Source organism: Companilactobacillus furfuricola, from assembly GCF_003946325.1.
GTDB classification, from domain to species: domain Bacteria; phylum Bacillota; class Bacilli; order Lactobacillales; family Lactobacillaceae; genus Companilactobacillus; species Companilactobacillus furfuricola.
The window spans coordinates 119,198-140,170 of the sequence record NZ_RHNT01000001.1 but is presented as its reverse complement, the minus strand read 5'-3'; the positions used below and the strand labels follow the sequence as shown (position 1 = coordinate 140,170).

Below are 20,973 nucleotides of genomic sequence, written 5' to 3'. Positions count from 1 at the left end.
TTTATGTTTATTACCAAACTCGTTATCTGTATCATACTAGCATACTTGATAGGATCGTTTCCGACGGCGTACATCGTTGGTAAAGTCTTCTTCCACAAGAACATCTTTGATTATGGTAGTGGTAACGTTGGTACAACTAATGCTTACCGGGTCTTTGGACCGATCGCCGGTACCTCGGTGCTCTTCATCGATATCTTGAAAGGTACCTTAGGTGCATTTCTTCCGATCTTTGCAGGCATCGATCGTCCATGGATGCTCTTCGTGGGATTATTCGCTGTTATCGGACACGTCTTCTCTATTTTCTTGAAGTTCAAAGGTGGTAAGGCGGTCGCTACTAGTGCCGGGATCTTACTAGCATACAGTCCGATCCTATTCTTCGTCTGTTTTGCCTGCTTCGCCTTGATCGTTTATTTAACTAGTATGGTCAGTGTTGCCAGTTTGATCACCATCGTCGTCTTCACTGTTGCGTCTGGTTTTATGCACGATTGGATCTTAACTACAGTAGCATGTGTCGTCACGGTGATAATTTACGTTAAACACATCCCTAACATCAAACGATTAATCAAAGGAAAAGAAAATCTAGTTTCCATTGGCTTAGCTTATAAGCGTCAACAAAAGAATCTGAAACAAAAAGACGACCATTAAAGGTCGTCTTTTTTGTAGCTTGTAAATAATTTACTTGATCGAAATACTGTAATAAGCATCGAAACTTTCTTTAGGACCTAATTGATTGATACCATATTTGTTCGTTAATTGGTGATCAGTATCGATCTTATCAGCGATCCCCCACCAAGGTTCGATACAAACGAAGTCACCTTTTTCAGGGTATTGCGACCAAATACCGACAAATTTAGCATTTCCAGTGTCTAACTGGATCTTACGCGTAGTTTTTGGCGAACTGACCTCAACAGTCGTTGGTTCACTCAAACTGTAGATCAAGGCATCATCAACGAATGCTTCATGATCTAAAGCAAAATCTTGATCTTCGACACGGTGTTCTTGACTCAGATCAATGTTGGCATCTTTTAGAGAAATCTGCGAGCGAACTTCCTTTGGAGATAGTTTCACTTGGTAGTCTTCATAATTAGTTCCTGGGGCAAATGGTACTTTAAACCCAGGATGAGCACCGATCGAGAAATAAAGATCGTTTTCTTCATCAGTATTATCAACGATATAACTGATCTGAATCGAGTCTTTGACTAATTGATAAATGACCTTAAGTTGAAAATGAAAAGGATAGATCTCTTGCGTCGATTTATCATCAACTAAAGTAAGGACCAATTTATTGTCATTTTGCGACTCTAACTGGAATTCTTTATCTCGAGCAAAGCCATGTTGCGTCATTTGATACTTAGTATCTTGATAATAGTAATGATCACCGTTTAAACGTCCAACGATAGGAAATAATACAGGGGCATGGCGATTCCAAACATCAGGGTCGGCTTGCCAAATATATTCTTCACTAGAATTGTCTTGAATACTAATGATCTCAGCACCAGCTGCTTTGACCTGTAACTTTAAAAAATCGTTTTGAACAGTGTATATTTCCATCACTTTCACCTCTATAGGATATAACGTGAAAGGTCTTTGTCGGAAGCGATCTTACCAACTTGTTCTTTGACGTATTCACGAGTAATTGTAATATCACCCATTTGCATATCTGGGCCCTCAAATAAGATATCGCTTAAGATCTTTTCAAGAACAGTTGAAAGTCTTCTGGCACCAATATTTTGATTAGTGTTATTAAGATCAAAGGCAACCTTAGCAATTTCTTCAACTGATTCTTTAGTGAATACTAGGTTGATGCCATCTGCTTTTGTCAAAGCTATATACTGCTTAGTCAAAGCATTATCGGGAACAGTCAAGATCTTAACAAAATCATCTTCAGTTAAGTCTTTCAATTCAACTCTGATCGGGAAACGTCCTTGAAGTTCAGCGATCAGATCACTAGGCTTGCTTTCAGCAAAGGCACCAGAAGCAATGAATAACATGTGATCCGTTCTAACAGCACCGTATTTTGTATTAACTTGTGACCCTTCAACGATCGGCAAGATGTCACGTTGGACACCTTCACGAGAAACTTCACCGGAAGTACGTTTGTCACCAGGTGCGATCTTATCAAACTCATCAATGAAAATGATCCCATTGTTTTCAGCACGATCGATCGCACCTTGATAGATCTCATCGTGGTCGACACGCTTAGATGATTCTTCACGGATCAATACTTCACGTGCCTCTTTAACTGGCAAAGTTCTTGAGATCATTTTCTTAGGCATCAATTGATCCATCATGCCACTCATATCAACGCCCATTTGCTGCATTTGGTCATTCATAGGAGCTTTTCTTGATTCTTGGACTTTGATAGTCACCTCTTGGTCTTCCAAAAGTCGTTTGTCCAGTTGTTCCTTGATCGATAGTCGTTTATTTCTGATATCATCAGTCACGTCGCGACCTTCATCAGGATCTTCATTCTCAGCTTGATCACCAGTTCTTAGCATGTCGCCAAGATTAGATGAATTTCCCATATTTTGCAACATGGACATAAAGTCGTTCATGCCATTTTCTTGTTTAGTTTCTTTCTTGATAGCGGGAACGAGCAATTTAACTAACTTCTTGTCTACTTTTCGCTTAACTTCTGGTCTGATCTCAGCGAATTTCTCGTCCTCTTCCATTGTGACAGAAACATCCATTAGATCACGGACCATTGATTCTACATCACGTCCAACGTAACCAACTTCAGTAAACTTGGTTGCTTCAACCTTAACGAATGGTGCATGGACCACTTTGGCTAGTCGACGAGCGATTTCTGTCTTACCTACACCGGTAGGTCCGATCATCATTAAGTTCTTAGGCGTGATCTCTTTTTGCATTTTATCAGGAACTTGCATTCTGCGGTAACGGTTGTACAAGGCAATAGCCACTGAACGTTTGGCATCATCCTGTCCAATAATGTACTTGTCAAGTGCTGAAACTATCTCTCTTGGAGTTAAATTTTCCATTTATGAATCTCCTCTAAAATTTATCTGTAATGATATTTGTGTTAGTAAAGATATCGATGCCTGAAGCGATCTTAACACCCTCGCGTGCGATCTCTTCGGCAGTCATGTCTTTGGCGTGTCTTTGCATAGCCACAGCAGCAGCTTGAGCAAAATTACCACCGGAACCGATCGAAATGACATCTTCATCTGGTTCGATCACTTCACCACTACCAGAGATCAGCAAAACGTTGTCCTTATCTAAAGCGATAAGCATAGCTTCTAGCTTTTGTAGCTGTGGATCTTTACGCCAATCTTGGGCTAATTCGACTGCCGCACGCTTCAAGTTACCAGAATAGGCCTTTAACTTCTTCTCGAGCCAATCTTGCAAAGTAATAGCATCAGCCACACCACCAGCGAATCCGATGATCACTTGGTCATCAAAAATTCTTCTGATCTTGTGAGCTGAACCTTTCATGATAAATTTCTCGCTAAGTGTGACTTGTCCATCACCGGCAATAGCAGTTTTTCCATTATGTTTTACAGCTAAAATAGTTGTCATTAATTATATCCTCTCTTATCTGGGAAAGTATTTCTTGTAATCTTTTTGCAAATGATCCATCGTCACGTGCGTATAGATCTGAGTCGTTGACAAGCTGGAATGTCCTAGCATTTCTTGAACTGTTCGCAAGTCAGCTCCATTATCTAACAAATGTGTGGCGAAAGTGTGACGGATCATATGGGGATGAATATCAGCAGTTAGACTTGTTTTCTTAATGATCCGATCCAAAACGTATTCGATGCCACGACTAGTTATTTGTTTTCCTCGATTATTAACAAATACAAAATCGTGATGCTGCTGATATTTATCCATCAGTTGTTTACGTGAATCATCCAAATATTTATGCAACGCCGTTTGCGCATACTCACCAAATGGCACGTAGCGATCTTTATCGCCTTTACCGTGGATCAACACGATGCCATTATTAAAATCCAATTGGGAAAGAGTCAAATTAGCACACTCGCTAACACGCATCCCTGTTGCATATAATAATTCTAACAAAGCAGAGTTTCTTAGGGAAAGAATGTCGTCTCCTTGGACAGCTTTAAATAGTTGGTCCATTTCTTTTTCGTAGAAAAACCGTGGGAGTTTTCGACCCTTTCGTCGTAACTGAACTAACTCGAAAGGATTTTGACTCACGAAGTCGTTCTTTACCAAAAAGTTATAAAACGAACGCAGAGAAGACATCCGTCGAGCAATTGTTTCATCAGAATAATTGTGTTCATCAACATAAGTCAAATAAGTCTCAACATCAAATCGATCGACATCGGTAAATCCTTTGAAACCACCGTTTTCTTCGAGTGATTTTACAAAATTATCAATATCTTCTAAATAGGATCTTTTGGTATCTTCTGAATAGTGGCGATTGATCATCAAATAGTCAACGAATTTATCGACTAAGTCTTGTTGTAACATTATTTCTGTACGTCTTCTTCATAGTCACCATTTGGACAGACTACTTGACGGCCACCCTTGACCTTTTTCTCAACTAAGTAATGTTGGTCTTTTGGACAGTTTCTGTTGATCGGCTTGTCCCATGAGACGAAGTCGCACTCTGGATATCTCGAACAACCATAAAAAATCCGATTCTTCTTAGATTTTCTTTCGATAACTTGACCTTTTTTACACTTGGGACAAGTTACACCGATCTCTTTGACTATCGGCTTGGTATTTCGACAATCCGGGAATCTAGAACAAGCATAAAACTTACCATAACGTCCTAGTTTGATGACCATTGGAGCACCACAGATATCACAATCGATCCCAGCAGGTTCGTCTTTGATCTGAACCTTTTCGATCTTATCTTCAGCTGATTTAAGTTCTTTTTCAAATGGACGATAATAGCGATCGACTACTTTGACCCAGTTCTCTTTGCCTTCTTCGATGTTATCTAATTCGTCTTCCAAATTAGCAGTAAAATCGACGTTGACGATATCAGGGAAATAATCTTGGATCAAATTATCGACGATGCCACCTAGCTCTGTTGGTTCAAAGCTCTTACCATTCAATTTAACGTAATATCTTCTTTGAATAGTGTCGATAGTTGGAGCATAGGTTGATGGACGACCAACGCCATTTTCTTCCAAAGCTTTAACAAGCGAAGCTTCAGTATATCTGGCTGGTGGTTGTGTAAAGTGTTGCGAAGGATCATTTGATTGCAGTTGAACTTTGTCGCCTTCAGCTAGTTCTGGCAAGATATTGTCTTTACTGTTAGCTTCAGCAGTACTTTGGTAGACCTTGCGGTAACCTTCAAACTTCATCTTTGAACCATTTGCTCTAAACATGACATCATTTTGAGTAATGTCAACTGACATCGTATCAAAGACTGCTGGTGTCATTTGACTAGCGGCAAATCTGGACCAGATCAAACTATAAAGGCGGAATTGATCACGGCTTAAGATTTCTTTGAGAGATTTAGGTGTCCGATAGATCGATGAAGGACGAATAGCCTCATGGGCATCTTGGGCACCTTCTTGGTTCTTATCATTGCGTTTCTTTACAGCTGCGAATGGTTCACCATATTCTTCATGAATGAATTGCGAAGCCTCATGAATGGCAACTTTAGAAACACGCTTGGAATCGGTACGCATATATGTGATCAAACCAACGGTTCCTTCTTTTTTGCCCAAATAAATTCCTTCATACAATTGTTGGGCGATCATCATAGTCTTTCTAGTCTTGAAGTTTAACTTACGGTTAGCTTCTTGTTGCAGCGAACTAGTAGTAAATGGAGCTTGAGGGAATCGCTTCCGTTCTTTCTTTGTGACCTTTTCAACGTCGAAGTCAGATTTCTTATCGATCTTGCTTAAGACATCTTGGACTTGTTCGTTATTTTTCAAAGCTAGTTTCTTGTGGTTAACACCGTAAAAGTTTGCTTTGAATTTGTTACGTTTGTGCTTGAACATTGATTCGATCGTCCAATATTCTTCAGGGACGAACTTGTTGATCTCATTTTCACGCTCGATAACTAATTTCAATGCGATCGATTGAACACGTCCGGCACTGAGACCCTTTTTAACTTTTGCCCAAAGGATCGGCGAGATCGAATATCCCACTAACCGATCCAAAACTCGACGAGCTTGCTGAGCATCAACTAGGTTCATGTCGATACTTCTTGGACTCTTGAATGCTTGCTTAACAGTATCCTTGGTGATCTCGTTGAAAACCACACGATTCTTTCCTTCAACGTCTAGTCCTAAAATATGGGAAACATGCCATGCAATGGCTTCCCCTTCACGATCCGGATCGGCTGCGAGGTAAACTCGTTTAGCTTTCTTAGCTTCTTTTTTGAGATCCTTGATAACGGGACCTTTTCCACGGATCGAGATATATTTAGGTTCGTAATCGTGTTCAACATCGACACCCATTTGACTCTTAGGCAAGTCACGAACGTGACCTAAACTAGCAACTACGTGGTAATTTCTACCTAGGTATTTTTCAATAGTCTTTGCTTTAGATGGTGACTCTACGATCACCAGATTTTTTGATGATGGCACGTAGTGTGCTCCTTTCTACTTGACGATAATTCAAATGAAAAACTGAACTTATATTAAATATCAATTTTCGTTTTGTCAAACAAATCATACATTTAATTTGATAATAAAAAAAGCGTTCTCTAAATTTCAGTGAAATTTGTTAAAGGGATAGCCCCTTCTTTGATCAGCTCATTACAACCTGTCGAATAAGTTGACATGATCGGACCGGGGATGGCGTAAACATCACGATTGGAGTCTAAAGCCATCTGGGCCGTGATCAAAGAACCGCTTCTCTGACGTGCTTCAGTGATAATAACCTTCTCAGATAATCCAGCAATGATCCGATTTCGTTGTGGAAAATGCCATTTCTGTGCCTGATCCCCCGGTGGATATTCACTGATCAAAAGACCAGCAGTAGCAATTTGTCGCTGCAAGCTTTGGTTAGCTTTGGGGTAACACATTTCGACACTATTTCCGAGCACCGCGATCGTTTGACCGTGATTATCTAGGCAAGCCTTATGAGCCATCATATCGGCTCCTAAAGCTAGCCCGCTTACAACAGTATATCTGTCGACTATTTGTGGAACAAGACCTCTTATGCAGTTATAGCTATATTCAGTCGCATTCCTAGAACCAACAATAGCCAAACAACGATTTAAAAGCAAATTTTTATTTCCTTTGTAAAACAATAAAGCAGGTGGATCATAAATATTTCGCAACTGTTGTGGATAAGACGGATCCATAAACGACAAAGCGTTTACACCATTCAATTCTACACCTCTTATTAATAGTAGAAACTGGTTATATTTTTCTTTACCCAATCTTATTTTCATATAATGACAACATTCGTGATAAAAATCAGTTTTTTTGAACGATATTTGAATCATTTTTAATAGGTCACGATTTGATACTAGTCGACTCATTCGACATTTGACTAAAAACTTTGTAATTTTGTCCATAAAAAAACCACCTTCGTAATTTAAATTACGCAAGTGGTCCATATAATTTCGAAATATCTTTTACAGGAGAAAAACTTTCTCGGTGGATCGGAGTTTTCCCATATTGCTTTAGTGCTTCTAAGTGTTTTTTGGTGCCATAACCATCATTATGCAAGAAATCAAATTCAGGATATTTACGGTCATATTCTTCCATCAATCGATCACGAGCAACTTTTGCGACAATGCTGGCTGCCCCGATACTTAAGGACTTAGCATCCCCTTTGATCAATTTAGTTTGTGGAATGTTAACTGGTATAGTCATTGCATCCACTAAAATATGATCAGGCAATAAATACATGTTATCGATCGACTGCTTCATAACTAATTCAGTTGCATGGTAAATATTTTCTTTATCGATCAATCGAGGAGAGCCAACGGCCACGCTAATATCGATCGCTTGATCACAGATCTTAGCATATAACTCACTGCGTTTTGAAATAGATAACTTCTTCGAATCATCGACTTCATAAAGCGTATTATCACTGGGCAAAACAACTGCAGCAACAACTACTGGTCCAGCAAGTGGTCCACGTCCGACCTCATCCACACCAGCCACATATTGACCTTGTGCCCAAAAGGGATGTTCCAATCGTTGTTTTTGCGAAAAGATCTGCATTTGTTCCTGAAAAGCCTGGTGTCTTTTATCATATTGAGTCAATAATTTTTGAACGCCTTTTCGCTCATCTTGTGCCAATTCGCTTAAAACGCTTGGTTGCACGTCTTTTGATAAAAGTTCTTTGATATCACTAATGGTGCGTTTATTCTTCATAAAATTCACCAGGAACATCGAAAGTCAGTCGTCCAAATTTGAGATTACGGACATCCATGATGACTTTTCTCGCTGCCCGATCGTAATCTTCCTTGTAGCCAAACTGTTTAGTCAAATGCATCAACAGCTCAGCCGTCGTATGATTGTAAATATCGGCTTTTTCGAGGTTATAAAACGAAACTACGCGATCAAGATAATTGGTCAGTAAGAAATTGAGCGCATAAATCGCAACATCATCAGGTGGATAGATCTTATCTTTGATGGCGCCTGATAATGCTAATTTCATACCGACTTTGGGGTCAGTGATCTTAGGCCATAAAATACCTGGAGTATCGAGCAAATCGATCCCATAGTTAGTTTTTAGCCAATTTTGATTCTTGGTCACGCCTGGTTTATTGCCAGTAACGGCCACGTTTTTACCGACCATTTTATTCAAGATAGTTGACTTGCCAACGTTGGGTATCCCCACGCACATAGCTTTGATCTGATAGTTCTTGACGCCATTTCGTTCATATTTAGCAATTTTCTCAGACAATTCGGAACGGATCATCGTATTTAACTTTTGCAACTTGTTGTGCTTAGCATCAGATTCAATCGAAGCCGTACCTTCTTGTTTAAAATTAAGTTTCCAATCCTCAGTTAATTTAGGGTCAGCCAAATCAGCCTTGTTTAAAATAATAATGTGTTTCTTCTGATTGATGATCTGTTCCAAAACTGGATTTCTTGAGGAATATGGTAATCTAGCATCTACGATCTCTAAAACTATGTCCACAACTTTTAATCGATCTTGAACTTGGTTTTTAGCCTTGTTCATATGACCGGGGTACCATTGTAACGCCATAATTATCACCTATTTTCTGTCAATGTCTTTATATTTCTCATAAATCTCATCAAAAATCGTCATACTCGGTAAATACCCAGCATTCAATTCTAGATATTCTGATAGTTTCTCATAATCAGTTTCTTGCTTAGGAAACGATTGATCATGAAATGCATTGTTTGCAAACTGTGCGTCCGGTTCAACACTTTCTGGATTTCTCAATGTCATCAGAAATTCAAAAAAACTTCTTCTCATCTTCTACCCCATTTCTTATTGATCGACCGTCATTTTCTTGTTCATAACGTCAAACACGAGGTCATCATGTTTAAGATCAATTTTCTTAGCACGAATGCTATACCCTTCTTTAGTTGTAAATTTAGTAAATTTGAGCAAGATAGTCTTGTCTTTACTATTTACATCGACCCATTTAGGGAACTTAAAGCTATTTTTAGCATAATTCATTACAAATTTTATTGGTAGTGATAACGCTCCAACTTTGATCTTTTTTGCTTTTAAAAGGACATCCCCATTGGTTTTGGCATAAGGTTCCATTTCTAGATCAAAGTGGATCTTAGCTCCTAAAAAGCCAACTTTACCAGATAAGACAGCATCGTCTTTTAATTTCAACTGATATTGCGCCTCACCATTGTTAAGCGTGTGCTTGAGATAATAAGCCGACATTTCGTTAGCTTGTTTCTTATTCATATTTACTGTGAAAACTTTTTGATCAGTTGATTCGATCTTTGATGAAACTCGATAAGTCTCGTTTGGAGCACTTAAGATCTTGGAAGTCAGTAGACCGCCAAATATCAAAATCAATCCTAGCAAAACTAAAAAAGCATACATCCAATAATTTTTCTTCTTCATATACTACTTATTAAGCCACTCTTTCTTGGTATTTTGCACTTGAGCAAAAATTTGATCCGTCATCATGTCGTAACCCGTTCCGTTAGGATGGAAATGATCCTCATTAGATAGATAAGGATTCGTTCCCGTCTTTTTGGCTTTTTTCTGAACATACTTAGTCTCATATAAATCATTGATATCGACATAGTAAGTATTCTTGACCGATTTGGCAACCGCTTTAGATCCCTCGCCCCAGTCAATGAATGCTTGCGTCGCATCTTCTACGTTTGATAAATAAATGCTGAAAGGATTATAGATGCCGACTAAATAAATCGGTGCATTAGCGTTGTAATGACGAATATCGGCTAATAATACGCCAAGTCGCCGGTCAAATGCAACTTGTTCCTTCTGGATGTCTTTTTGAGTCAGATCCATGCCTTTCTTCTTTAACAAGTGCATGAAGTCATTTCCACCAACCGTTACGGTAATAATATCAGCCTTTGGCAATGCTTTATGGATCTTTTGATCAAATGAGATCCGATCGATGATCTGACTACTAGTATTACCAGAAACTCCAAAATTATCCGAAGTGGCTTTTACATCATATTTTGAAGCCACCCTCTTAGTCAAGCGAGTGACGTATCCTCCACCGACAGACTTAGAATCACCGATCCCTTCTGTTAATGAATCACCGATAGCGACGATCTGAATGTTGGACTTCTTTGGTACGACCTTTTTCTTTTGACTTAATTCGTTGGTTTTTAGATTATCCTTTTTTACTTGTTGCTGACTTAAATTTGTTTGTTGATTAAAAACATAGTATCCACCCGTACCAGCAACTAATAAGATAACGACAACTATTACAAAAATCCACAATTTCTTTTTCTTCATATAAATCCATCTTTCAAAAAAAGCTGATGTCTAAACATCAGCTTTACTTGGTATAAAATTCGATTGCAAAAGCACCAGAACCTGCATGAGTAGCGATAACTGGACTTGTAACTCTGATGAGGAGAGGAACGTTAGGAACGATTTGTTTGAGGTGTTCCTTCAATTCATTGACATAATCCATATTGTCGACATATGAGATCCCGATTGCTTGAATATCTTCTTTTAATTCTTCAATTTCAGCAAGGACATTTTTCATATATTTTTCAATCGTTTTGCGTCCACGTCCACGCTTTGCGATGTCTAAACTGTTATTTTTTAATGTTAAAACGAGGTTCAGGTTCAAAAGTGTTGATAATGTCCCGGCGAAACGGCTCAATCGACCGCCTCGAAGGATATTTTCAATACTAGTTACACCCATATACAAATATGTGTGATCACGAACATTATTGATGGCAGTTTTGATTTCGTCAACAGATTTGCCTTCTTGAGCTAACTTAGCAGCTGTGATGACTTGAAAAGCTAAAGCACGATCAGTAAATTCTGTGTCGATCGCTTCAAAATTGCGGTCAGTCATAGTGCTGATCTGTCTAGCAGCATTGATCGTCCCACTGATAGCTTCTGTCATGTTCAAAGAGAGAATGTCCGTATAGTCTGAAGGTACTTCTTCAATAATTTTCATGAAAGTACCGATCGAAGGTTGCGATGTTTTAGGCAATTCCTTTGAAGAGTCCATCTCCCTTACAAATTCCTCGCGACTAATATCCTCGCCATCAATGTATGTATTACCATCGATCTCGATCGTCAAAGGAACTACTCCGATATTGTATTCTTTGATTTCTTCATCTGTAAGTTGTACAGACGAATCAGTGATAATTTTAACCTTGCTCATGTTCTCCCTCTTTCATAGGGTTTTTAATGCTTAATTGTTTAAATTATACCAGATTTATTAACAATGTATTAACATTAAGATAAAGTATTAATATGTACTTAAACAATTAGAAAGTTGAGATTCATTTTGAAAAACAATCTTGCACAAAAAAACGATCCAACTCAAAAATTTTCACGAACATATCAAATACTCAATGAAATTTTCAGTGCTGTCACCCATGGGATCGGCATCATTTTAGCGATAATCGCCGCTATTTTCTTGATGATCAAAGGCTATAAGACCGGCGACCCACTAACGATCACGGCATTCTCGATCTACGCTTTTACACTGTTCTTTCTTTATTTAAGCTCCACTTTGTTTCACAGCTTGTACTTTACAAAAGCCAAAGGTGTCTTTCAAATATTCGATCACAGTTCAATTTTCTTGATGATCGCCGGGACCTACACTCCCTACTGCTTAGTAGCCTTAAAGAGTACCCCATTTGCGATCACTTTATTATCGATCATATGGGCCTTAGCCATTGGCGGTATCCTCTACAAAATATTCAACGTTGGTCGTTTTAAATACTTTGAGACTTTATTGTATGTCTTAATGGGTTGGGCGATCATTATCGCAATGAAGCCACTTTATCTAGAGGTCGGATCCGTTGGTACTTGGCTTCTGTTCTTCGGTGGAGTCGCCTTTACACTTGGTGCTGGAGTATATTTGATCAAAAATCTTCGCTTCGTCCACGTCATCTGGCACATCTTCGTCATGTTAGGAACAGCGTTAATGTTTTTCTCGGTATACTTATACGTGGGCTGATCGTTGATAAGTTTCGAAGGTATATGGATAGATATTTTTCTCATCCACAATGCCTTCTTTTTTTTCGATCAATTTAAAGTCGTCATAATTCAATGGTGTCATTTTCGTATCTCCGGAAAAATCATGGTGGATCTTGGTGACATATAGAGTATCAACATCATCTTTAAATAGCTTAAAAATAGTGCTGCCACCGATCACCATGATCTTGTCGTCAGGATCAACGTGATCGAAAAGTTGTTTTTTATCGTTGATCAAAATAGCTGGTTGTTGCACCGGATAATTCTTATCGCGCGAGATCACGATATTTAACCGATTTGGCAATGGTCCATTAGGAAAACTTTCGTAAGTCTTACGTCCCATTACGATAACGTTGTTAGTCGTTAGATCCTTGAAACGTTTCATATCATTTGGCAAATTCCATGGCAAATGACCATTGATACCTATATTTTGGTTTGAGTCTTCGGCCCAAACAAATCCGATCATAAGAAATCTCCTTTATTATTAATTCTTTAGACAGCTACGGGAGCTTTAATAGCAGGTAATGGTTGATAATTTTGAACTACGATATCTTTGACATCTAAGTCAAAAATACTCTTATCTGAGTTTATTTGAAGTTGCGGTGAACCCTGTGGCTTTCTCGACAATTGTTCGTGGACTTGATCCAAATGGTTCAAATAAATGTGGGCATCTCCAAACGTATGAATAAATTCGCCAACTTCTAGTCCTGTCTCTCGTGCGATCAAATGGGTCAATAAAGCATAACTAGCAATATTGAACGGAACTCCTAAAAATAAGTCAGCACTGCGTTGGTATAGCTGACAAGACAACTTGCCATCGTTAACATAAAATTGGAATAAAGTATGACAAGGTGGCAATGCCATCGTTGGCACATCCTCAGGGTTCCAAGCAGAGACGATCATTCTTCTTGAGTCGGGCGTCTCTTTGATCTGCTGGATCACATTTTTGATCTGGTCGATGATACCACCATCACGTCGTTGCCAGTGGCGCCATTGAGCACCATAAACAAAACCCAAGTCACCATACTTCTTAGCAAACTGATCATCATTTAAGATCAATTGATCAAATTTAGTCTTTTCTTCTTTGTATGCAGCGGCAAAATCTTGATCAACTAAAGAGCGACGACCAAAATCTGTCATATCTGGTCCTGAATAGTCAGGACTTTCAATATATTTCTTAAAAGCCCATTCATCCCAAATATGATTCTTGTGCTGCAACAAATATCTAATATTGGTATCACCATGCAAAAACCAAAGTAATTCGCTTTTGATCAAACCAAAGGGAACTTTCTTCGTGGTCAAGAGTGGAAATGATCGTTGTAGATCAAATCTAGCTTGATAGCCAAAAACACTGATCGTACCAGTGCCTGTTCGGTCTGACTTCTTATGACCGTGATCCAAAACGTACTGTAATAAATCTAGATACTGCTGTTCGTTATTCATTTTGTGCTCCTATTCGAATTGACTCAAATATTCCCAACGTTCCATCATTTTATCGGCTTCTTGATTAGCCTCGTCTAATTCACGTTGATAATCCATTAATTTCGTATAGTCATTACTATCATTATTGAGTTGAGCTTTCAGATTTGAGATCTTGTCATCGAGTTTTTCAATTTGTGGTTCCAATTTCTCTAATTCTTTTTGCTCAGCATAAGTTAGTTTTGTTTTTTCCTTAGGCTTAGAATCTTCGACCTTTTTTTGTTCAGCAACTTTCTTTTCTTTAACTTGATGGTGCTTTTCTTGCTCTTTTTGGTCCATTTTCTTTAAGTATCCAGAGTATGAATCATAGCTTTCTTGAATGATCCCCTGACCTTGAAAAATCAACAGTTTTGAAGCTACTTTATCAAGAAAATAACGATCATGAGAAACTGCTAAAACCGTTCCTTTAAATTCATCCAAGTAGTTTTCTAAGATAGTCAATGTCTCAATATCTAAGTTGTTAGTTGGCTCATCTAGCAATAAAACGTTAGGTTGTTGGATCAAGATAGCCAATAAGTACAAACGACGTTTTTCACCACCAGAAAGTTCACGAATGAAGGCACCTTGCATTTGGTGATCAAACTTGAATGTGTCTAGTAATTGTGAAGCAGACATCATCTCACCGTCAGTATTACGGACATTTTGACCGATCCCTTCTAGATAACGAATAACACGCTTATCAGGATCCATATCTTGCGTATATTGAGTATAATATCCTAGTTGAACGGTTTGACCAGTCTTAACTGAGCCTGAATCGAGTGGGACCTTTCCAGCTAAAACATTCAAGAAAGTCGTTTTACCTGAACCGTTGGCTCCAGTGATCCCGATCCGATCACCTTTAGAAACTAAGTAGCTGAAGTCATCGATGATATCTTTATTTTCAAAATGGAGTTTCGCATCTTCAATTGAAAAAACATCATTTCCCAGACGTTGCTGCGCAATATCGATCGACATTTCCGATTGCTCTTGAGGTTTATTTTGCAGATCTTCCTTAAGATCTTTAAAACGATCAACTCGAGCTTGTTGTCTAGTACCACGGGCTTTGACCCCCGCTCTCATCCACTCAAGCTCTTTCTTGTACAATTGTGTCTTATGCTGCTGAACGGCCGCCATCGTTGCTTCATTGGCAGCTTTTTGCTGCAAGTACTTCTCATAATTACCAGCATACTCAGTCACATTTTGATGTTCTAATTCAAATATCCGATTGGCCACTTTATTCAAGAAGTAGCGATCGTGGGTCACAAACATCACTGAACCCTTAAATTTATTCAAATAGCCTTCGAGCCAATCGATTGCTTGATAATCCAAGTGATTAGTTGGCTCATCTAAGATCAACAAATCGGCATCAGAAATCAAGGTTTGAGCAAGCGCAACACGCCTTTGCTGGCCGCCAGAAAGTTCTTTGACTAATTTATCCAACTCGGTGATCCCTAATTTATTCAAAATTGCCTTAACATCAGACTCCATTTGCCAAGCATCAGCCGCATTCATTTTCTCCTGAAGCTCAAAAAATTCTGATTGGATCTGATCATCATCAGGGTGACTATTGAATTTCAATAATGATTGCTCATATTTGCGGATCAACTTGAACAAAGGATTTTCTCCAGCAAAAACCGAGTCGATCACTGAAAGGTCCTCATCAAGTTCTGGCTGCTGAGTCAAATAGTTGATCTTGTAGTCTTTAGGTTTGTCGATCTCGATAGAATTAAGATCTTCATTGTTAACTAATCCATCAAGCAAGGTCGTTTTACCGACACCGTTCAATCCTAAAAGACCGATCCGGTCGTTTTCATTGATAGTAAAAGAAACGTCTTTAAATAAAGTTCTTTCACCAAAACTCTTTGATGCATTTGTTACGTTTAATGTTTTCAAATAACTCACCACATATTTTCAAAGTTACTTAATATTTTAGTCGAAAACTAAGATTAAGCAAAGCTAATTGTCATAATTTGTATGATTGAAAATGTTTGTTTGCTTCAATAAAACTGCAAAAAAACACGATCCGCGTCCGCAAAACTTCACACAATATTTCGTTCTTTAACTTTCTCCATTCAAAAAGGCAGATCCACTGATGTACGGATCTGCCTTTTTGCAACTTGCAGTAAACTTAAACTGTAGTTAATTTTATAATTCTTCTTTGTATACGTCGTATACAGTCTTTTCTTTGTTAACAGTCAAGTATAGCTTACCTGTTTTCTTTGAGATAGCTGAAGTTTGATATGCATTGTCTAATCCTTCAGCATCTTTTTGCTTGAATGGGAAGTAGATTTGCATTGGTTCTTTTCCTTCTTCTTCACCGAAGATGATGTCTACTTTTTCAAGGTCTTGATATTTGATGATCCGGTTGAACATACCATCTGCCATGGCAGCTGTTGATACATCAGTATCCTTGATGTAATCAGCTTCTGGTAAAATCTCAACTCTGAAACTCTTGCATGGATGGATCTCTTCCATACGTCCACCATTGATACGTCCAAAGCTAGTTGTAACACGTGAAATCCAAACGTCACTCATTTCACCGTGATTTACTGTCCAAGTATCATCATTTCTGAAATAAAACTTCAATTCCTTAAATACGTGTTTCATAATACCACCCTTTCGAAATACCATTTCTACATTCATATGATAACACGTACGTTACATTTTTAACAAATATCTTTTAAGTTCTTTGAAAGAATTTACGACCTGCCCTTCTACGACGGCTTTTTCAAGTGCAGTCATGTATTGGCCTATTTGAGGACCTGGTTTTATCGCCAATATATCAATAACATCTTTACCAGTAATTTTCATATCATGTGAACTTTTTATCGGAATTTCTGAAATCGTTTTCTCGATCTCAGTCTGATCAATTTCAATTCCAAACAATCCACAAAGACTGATGACTCGCGAAAAGTTATCAACACCATTAGTATAAATATTCCAAATATCAAAATTTCCAGTTTGAAAATCTAGTAGCATTCTTTCAGTAGCTAAACAATCTTCTCTGACTTTATTGGAGACTTTCCACTGCCTCATAAAATGGTTGAAGTCGTCATCATACAAGGAAAGAACGTATCCTAAGGCAGTCCAGGCCATTTCTTCATCAGTAAAAAGGATATTTTCATCATTTATTAGTTTAGTTAATTCTTTCTGTTTGTTTTCAAAACCAGGGCAATGTTGGGATAATCCTAATTCGACAAAATTGGTCAAACCTTTTTTCCACGAGTGACCATAGAGCATTTTTAAAAATTCCTCGTGGATCCGCTCAATGGCGATTTTCTCAAGCAATGTCGAATTATCTTTAATGGCAGCTTTCGTCTTCTCTTCGATCTTAAAGTCTAATTGAGCTTGGAATCTGACTGCCCGCATCATTCGCAGAGCATCTTCATGGAACCTTTCCTCAGCGACTCCGACCGCCTTGATCAACTTATTTCTCAGATCAGTTAAACCGTCAAAATTATCAACTACATTTCCCTTATGATCGACAGCTAAGGCATTGATAGTAAAATCCCGACGTTTTAAATCATCAGTTAGTGAACGGACAAATGTTACCTTGTCCGGACGTCGATAATCTTGGTAGCCCGACTCAGTTCGAAAAGTTGTGATCTCGTAAGAATCGTCATTGACTAAAACAGTCACTGTGCCATGCTTGATCCCAGTATCGACTGTATGTTTGAATATCGACTTAATTTCTTCCGGATAAGCACTAGTTGCAATATCGACATCGTGGATCGGCAGACCTAAAATATGGTCCCGGACACTGCCGCCAACAAAATAAGCTTGAAAACCAGCTTGCTCAATACTCTTTAAAATCGGTAGTGCTTTTTTAAAATCTTCTGGAAGTTGTTTAAGTTGCATTTAATTACCTCATTTGATCTAAAAGATCTTGCATGTCCTCGTCATCAGGATTTTTCCGCAAGTACAACTGAAGAGCTGCCTTTAGTGCATCTTTATCCCCGGCACTTCTTAAAATATCGATCATATCATTCAAAAAGTCGAGATTGTCTTTATATTCATCAAAAACTAAGCCAATGTTCTCTTGAGCTTGAGCAATATCATCAGTTTCATAATATGATTTAGACAAATTCCAGATCAGCTTAGGATTATTGTTGATATCTGTATTCTCCAAGAGATCCAAATTATTCTTATATTGACCATGAGTAACATAAAAATCACTGAGACGGATGACTAATGTCAGTGGGTGCTCCACTGTCTTGATCCCCTTTTCGATGATCTTGATGGCTTCTTTTGGATCTTCTGAAATACCAGAGTCAAAAGCAGTTTCGTAGAGTTTTTCATCAAGTTCATTGAGATTCAATCCCAATTGAGCATATTTGAAGGCTTGCTGATTATCTTTGATATTCAAATAATCATCAGCCAAGACAACATAAGCGGTTGGATAATCACGATTAGTATCGAGCAGTTTCTCCAAAGTTGTAATAGATTTATTATAGTTCTTAACTTGATTATAGAGAAATCCTAATTGATATTGAGCATCCTCATTCAATTCAATAGCATTTAGTTGTTCAAACTCACTGATGGCTTCTTCATATTTTCCCATACCGGCGAGCGAACTAGCTTTACGCAGCTTTAAAGAGATACCAGAGTACTCTTCGATACCATCGTCAAGCAAAAAGTTATAAAAAACGATTGCTTTGCTGAACTTATTTTCATCAAAGTAAAGTTCGGCGATGGCAAATCTGAAGACATCTTCTTCAGGATAAGTTCTAACGCCCTCTAAGAGCTTTTGTTCACTAACTTCATACATTCCTTGCGATTGATAAATATCAGCGGAAACCAATAAATTTTCTGCATATGAGGGAGAACTAGGAGTTATCTGTGATATGTAGTTCAATGCTAAGTCGCTGTCGCCGTCAGAAACAGCAATCTCAGCCAAGCGGGATAAAATTTGTCCCTCATCTGGATATAACTTAAGCAAGTGCTCATAAACCACCTTAGCTTGAACAGACAGTCCACGACTCAATAAAGTTTCCGCTAAGGAAAATTTTGTTTGATCATCATCTTGTTGTAACGATTCGTTTATCAAGTGATCTACATTCGAGAAATCACCTGCGTCAATTGTTTCAATAACTTCTTCTGCTTTACTCAAATTCTTTCCTCCAAAAAGTAATTTTTTCGATAAAAAAAGCGGTCAATCGACCGCCCCCAAGAAATAACTATTATTTAACTGAGTCCTTCAAAGCTTTACCAGGTTTGAATGCAGGTACTTTGCTTGCAGGGATCTTGATTTCTTCACCAGTTTGTGGGTTACGTCCTTTACGTGCGGCACGTTGACGTACTTCGAAGTTACCAAAGCCGATCAATTGAACTTTGTTTCCTTCTGATAAGTTTTCTTGAATTGATTCAAAGACAGCATCTACTGCTGAAGTTGCATCTTTCTTTGTCAATCCTGTTTTGCTAGCAACACTATCGATAAGTTCTGCTTTGTTTGCCATGTTTGATAACCTCCGGAGATAAAAAAATTTTTTTAGAAAATATGAACAATTGACGTATGTGTTCATCATTCCAATTACAAAAATACCATAGCGACGGGCATTGGGCAAGCCTTTAACCTCTGAAAGTCTATAATTTGTGGATTTTTACAAGTATTTTAATAAAAAAATGACTATTTGGGCTAAAATCCCCTATTTCCGCTTTCTAGGCAGTATCTTGATCGGAGTCCCTTCAAAATCAAAAGTCTCTCGCAATTGATTCTTCAAGAAACGTTCATATGAGAAATGCAATAATTCATTATCATTTACGAAAACTACAAATGTTGGTGGTTGGATCGCAACTTGAGTCATATAGTAGATCCGCAAACGTTTGCCGTTAACAACTGGAGTTGGTGCGATCGATGTTGCCCGTAGCAATAAATCATTTAGCATAGCTGATTGGATCCGACGATGACGATTGTCATATACGCGAGTGACCAATTCAGGGATCTTATCAAGTCTTTGTCCTTTAACCGCCGATGTAAAGAGGATCGGTGCATATGATAAATATTGGAATTCAGCTCTGATCTGGGTTTCAAAATCATGCATCGTGTGATTATCTTTTTTCAGCGTATCCCATTTATTGACCACAATAATCACGCCCTTGCCGGCATTATGAGCATAACCAGCAACTCTTTTATCTTGTTCTCTGATTCCTTCTTCAGCGTTCAATACGACACAGACTACATCAGACTTGTCGATGGCACTCAGCGCTCTTAAAACTGAATATTTCTCAGTATTTTCATAGACTTTACCACGTTTTCTGATACCTGCCGTATCGATCATGGTAAATTCTTTATCTAAACGCTCATCAAAATATTTGGTATCGATAGCATCACGTGTAGTTCCCTCCATGTTGGAAACAATCACACGCTGATCCCCTAAAATAGCATTAACTAGTGAAGATTTTCCAACATTAGGACGACCGATAAAACTGAACTTGATCGAATCGTCAACATCATGAGTATCTTCATTAGGGAATGCTTTGACTATCTCATCTAATAAATCACCGATACCGGTACCTTGTGAACCAGAGACCGGATTAGGATCCCCGAATCCAAGTGAATAAAAATCATAGATATTTTCACGCTGTTCAGGATTATCTGCTTTATTAACTGCCAAGATCACCGGCTTTTTAGTCCGGTACAAAATCTTAGCAACGTCTTCATCTTCTTTAGTCACACTATTTTGACCATTTACGATGAAGACGATCACGTCTGCTTCATCAATGGCGATCTCTGCTTGATTCTTGATCTGAACAGTCAGTGGTTCGTCCGACATATCGATACCACCAGTATCGATCAAACGAAATTCTTTGCCGAGCCAACTAGCACGGGCATAAATTCGATCACGGGTAACTCCTGGTGTATCTTCAACGATCGAAAGACGTTCGTTAATAATTCTATTAAAAATCGTAGACTTGCCGACATTAGGTCGACCTACGAGCGCTACTACTGGCACTGCCATGAGCATGCCT

Annotated in this window: 22 protein-coding genes; 2 read left to right on the top strand and 20 right to left on the bottom strand. The window is 38.4% G+C overall.

The features are described from left to right. The first annotated feature begins 3 nt into the window (after positions 1–3). Positions 4–645, top strand: a complete 642-nt coding sequence (gene plsY / locus EKM78_RS00645; RefSeq protein WP_125767945.1) for a glycerol-3-phosphate 1-O-acyltransferase PlsY — start codon at positions 4–6, stop codon at positions 643–645. Positions 646–675: 30 nt separating this feature from the next. Here the strand turns inward: plsY and EKM78_RS00640 are convergent, their stop codons facing one another. The 12 genes from EKM78_RS00640 to EKM78_RS00585 all read right to left on the bottom strand — a co-directional run bounded on the left by EKM78_RS00640 (position 676) and on the right by EKM78_RS00585 (position 11,725). Further along, positions 676–1,551, bottom strand: a complete 876-nt coding sequence (locus tag EKM78_RS00640) for an aldose 1-epimerase family protein (protein ID WP_125767943.1) — start codon at positions 1,549–1,551, stop codon at positions 676–678. Between the two features lie 11 nt (positions 1,552–1,562). After that, positions 1,563–2,999 (bottom strand): ATP-dependent protease ATPase subunit HslU, encoded by a 1,437-nt coding sequence (gene hslU, locus EKM78_RS00635; RefSeq protein ID WP_125767941.1) that lies wholly within the window; start codon positions 2,997–2,999, stop codon positions 1,563–1,565. A 13-nt stretch (positions 3,000–3,012) separates the two neighbouring features. Next, entirely contained in the window at positions 3,013–3,537 is a 525-nt protein-coding gene (gene hslV, locus EKM78_RS00630; RefSeq protein ID WP_125767939.1) for an HslVU peptidase proteolytic subunit, read from the bottom strand. 15 nt (positions 3,538–3,552) lie between these two features. Beyond that, positions 3,553–4,452: a tyrosine recombinase XerC gene (gene xerC, locus EKM78_RS00625; protein WP_125767937.1), complete on the bottom strand. Its 900-nt coding sequence runs from the start codon at positions 4,450–4,452 to the stop codon at positions 3,553–3,555. Then, entirely contained in the window at positions 4,452–6,533 is a 2,082-nt protein-coding gene (gene topA, locus EKM78_RS00620) for a type I DNA topoisomerase (RefSeq protein WP_125767935.1), read from the bottom strand. Before topA ends, xerC begins: the two co-directional genes overlap by 1 nt. Positions 6,534–6,652: 119 nt before the next feature. Further along, a complete protein-coding gene (gene dprA, locus EKM78_RS00615) occupies positions 6,653–7,471 on the bottom strand; it encodes a DNA-processing protein DprA (protein WP_125767933.1) in 819 nt (272 codons plus the stop codon). A gap of 25 nt (positions 7,472–7,496) precedes the next feature. After that, positions 7,497–8,279 carry a ribonuclease HII gene (locus tag EKM78_RS00610; RefSeq protein WP_125767931.1) on the bottom strand — a complete coding sequence of 261 codons (783 nt, stop codon included), beginning with the start codon at positions 8,277–8,279 and terminating at the stop codon, positions 7,497–7,499. Then, positions 8,269–9,120: a ribosome biogenesis GTPase YlqF gene (gene ylqF / locus EKM78_RS00605; protein WP_125767929.1), complete on the bottom strand. Its 852-nt coding sequence runs from the start codon at positions 9,118–9,120 to the stop codon at positions 8,269–8,271. Before ylqF ends, EKM78_RS00610 begins: the two co-directional genes overlap by 11 nt. A gap of 9 nt (positions 9,121–9,129) precedes the next feature. Continuing rightward, the gene (locus EKM78_RS00600; protein ID WP_125767927.1) at positions 9,130–9,354 is read right to left on the bottom strand and encodes a YozE family protein; all 225 of its coding nucleotides are present in this window, start codon (positions 9,352–9,354) and stop codon (positions 9,130–9,132) included. Positions 9,355–9,369: 15 nt separating this feature from the next. Continuing rightward, positions 9,370–9,966, bottom strand: a complete 597-nt coding sequence (locus tag EKM78_RS00595; protein WP_125767925.1) for a YpmS family protein — start codon at positions 9,964–9,966, stop codon at positions 9,370–9,372. Positions 9,967–9,969: 3 nt separating this feature from the next. Then, on the bottom strand, positions 9,970–10,836 hold the full coding sequence (locus EKM78_RS00590) for a DUF459 domain-containing protein (RefSeq protein WP_125767923.1): 867 nt from the start codon (positions 10,834–10,836) through the stop codon (positions 9,970–9,972). Positions 10,837–10,879: 43 nt separating this feature from the next. Next, positions 10,880–11,725, bottom strand: a complete 846-nt coding sequence (locus EKM78_RS00585) for a DegV family protein (RefSeq protein ID WP_125767921.1) — start codon at positions 11,723–11,725, stop codon at positions 10,880–10,882. A gap of 126 nt (positions 11,726–11,851) precedes the next feature. Between EKM78_RS00585 and trhA the strand changes: the two genes are divergently transcribed. Continuing rightward, positions 11,852–12,529 (top strand): PAQR family membrane homeostasis protein TrhA, encoded by a 678-nt coding sequence (trhA, locus tag EKM78_RS00580; protein ID WP_164507119.1) that lies wholly within the window; start codon positions 11,852–11,854, stop codon positions 12,527–12,529. On the opposite strand, the gene EKM78_RS00575 is transcribed toward trhA, so the two are convergent. The 8 genes from EKM78_RS00575 to der all read right to left on the bottom strand — a co-directional run bounded on the left by EKM78_RS00575 (position 12,515) and on the right by der (position 20,963). After that, entirely contained in the window at positions 12,515–13,012 is a 498-nt protein-coding gene (locus EKM78_RS00575) for a dihydrofolate reductase (protein WP_125767919.1), read from the bottom strand. The two genes, trhA and EKM78_RS00575, sit on opposite strands and share 15 nt — an antisense overlap. A gap of 26 nt (positions 13,013–13,038) precedes the next feature. Then, on the bottom strand, positions 13,039–13,989 hold the full coding sequence (locus tag EKM78_RS00570) for a thymidylate synthase (RefSeq protein WP_125767917.1): 951 nt from the start codon (positions 13,987–13,989) through the stop codon (positions 13,039–13,041). Between the two features lie 9 nt (positions 13,990–13,998). After that, the gene (locus EKM78_RS00565; protein WP_125767915.1) at positions 13,999–15,897 is read right to left on the bottom strand and encodes an ABC-F family ATP-binding cassette domain-containing protein; all 1,899 of its coding nucleotides are present in this window, start codon (positions 15,895–15,897) and stop codon (positions 13,999–14,001) included. 252 nt (positions 15,898–16,149) lie between these two features. Beyond that, a complete protein-coding gene (locus EKM78_RS00560; RefSeq protein WP_125768127.1) occupies positions 16,150–16,614 on the bottom strand; it encodes a hypothetical protein in 465 nt (154 codons plus the stop codon). Between the two features lie 48 nt (positions 16,615–16,662). Continuing rightward, positions 16,663–17,862, bottom strand: coding sequence for a CCA tRNA nucleotidyltransferase (locus EKM78_RS00555; protein WP_125767913.1), 1,200 nt, complete (start codon positions 17,860–17,862; stop codon positions 16,663–16,665). Positions 17,863–17,866: 4 nt separating this feature from the next. Next, positions 17,867–19,114, bottom strand: a complete 1,248-nt coding sequence (locus tag EKM78_RS00550) for a tetratricopeptide repeat protein (protein WP_125767911.1) — start codon at positions 19,112–19,114, stop codon at positions 17,867–17,869. Positions 19,115–19,184: 70 nt separating this feature from the next. Beyond that, complete coding sequence (locus EKM78_RS00545) at positions 19,185–19,460, bottom strand: HU family DNA-binding protein (RefSeq protein ID WP_010623460.1); 276 nt, start codon at positions 19,458–19,460, stop codon at positions 19,185–19,187. Positions 19,461–19,649: 189 nt separating this feature from the next. After that, positions 19,650–20,963 carry a ribosome biogenesis GTPase Der gene (der, locus tag EKM78_RS00540; RefSeq protein WP_125767909.1) on the bottom strand — a complete coding sequence of 438 codons (1,314 nt, stop codon included), beginning with the start codon at positions 20,961–20,963 and terminating at the stop codon, positions 19,650–19,652. Positions 20,964–20,973: the final 10 nt, after the last annotated feature.

Coding starts and splice junctions, on each gene's coding strand:
- dprA (WP_125767933.1), bottom strand. CDS start 7,471: ATGGACAAAATTACAAAGTTTTTAGTCAAATGTCGAATGAGTCGACTA.
- ylqF (WP_125767929.1), bottom strand. CDS start 9,120: ATGGCGTTACAATGGTACCCCGGTCATATGAACAAGGCTAAAAACCAA.
- EKM78_RS00575 (WP_125767919.1), bottom strand. CDS start 13,012: ATGATCGGATTTGTTTGGGCCGAAGACTCAAACCAAAATATAGGTATC.
- EKM78_RS00570 (WP_125767917.1), bottom strand. CDS start 13,989: ATGAATAACGAACAGCAGTATCTAGATTTATTACAGTACGTTTTGGAT.
- EKM78_RS00640 (WP_125767943.1), bottom strand. CDS start 1,551: ATGGAAATATACACTGTTCAAAACGATTTTTTAAAGTTACAGGTCAAA.
- xerC (WP_125767937.1), bottom strand. CDS start 4,452: ATGTTACAACAAGACTTAGTCGATAAATTCGTTGACTATTTGATGATC.
- EKM78_RS00555 (WP_125767913.1), bottom strand. CDS start 17,862: ATGCAACTTAAACAACTTCCAGAAGATTTTAAAAAAGCACTACCGATT.
- EKM78_RS00600 (WP_125767927.1), bottom strand. CDS start 9,354: ATGAGAAGAAGTTTTTTTGAATTTCTGATGACATTGAGAAATCCAGAA.
- EKM78_RS00610 (WP_125767931.1), bottom strand. CDS start 8,279: ATGAAGAATAAACGCACCATTAGTGATATCAAAGAACTTTTATCAAAA.
- EKM78_RS00590 (WP_125767923.1), bottom strand. CDS start 10,836: ATGAAGAAAAAGAAATTGTGGATTTTTGTAATAGTTGTCGTTATCTTA.
- hslV (WP_125767939.1), bottom strand. CDS start 3,537: ATGACAACTATTTTAGCTGTAAAACATAATGGAAAAACTGCTATTGCC.
- EKM78_RS00595 (WP_125767925.1), bottom strand. CDS start 9,966: ATGAAGAAGAAAAATTATTGGATGTATGCTTTTTTAGTTTTGCTAGGA.
- der (WP_125767909.1), bottom strand. CDS start 20,963: ATGGCAGTGCCAGTAGTAGCGCTCGTAGGTCGACCTAATGTCGGCAAG.
- plsY (WP_125767945.1), top strand. CDS start 4: ATGTTTATTACCAAACTCGTTATCTGTATCATACTAGCATACTTGATA.
- EKM78_RS00585 (WP_125767921.1), bottom strand. CDS start 11,725: ATGAGCAAGGTTAAAATTATCACTGATTCGTCTGTACAACTTACAGAT.
- hslU (WP_125767941.1), bottom strand. CDS start 2,999: ATGGAAAATTTAACTCCAAGAGAGATAGTTTCAGCACTTGACAAGTAC.
- EKM78_RS00545 (WP_010623460.1), bottom strand. CDS start 19,460: ATGGCAAACAAAGCAGAACTTATCGATAGTGTTGCTAGCAAAACAGGA.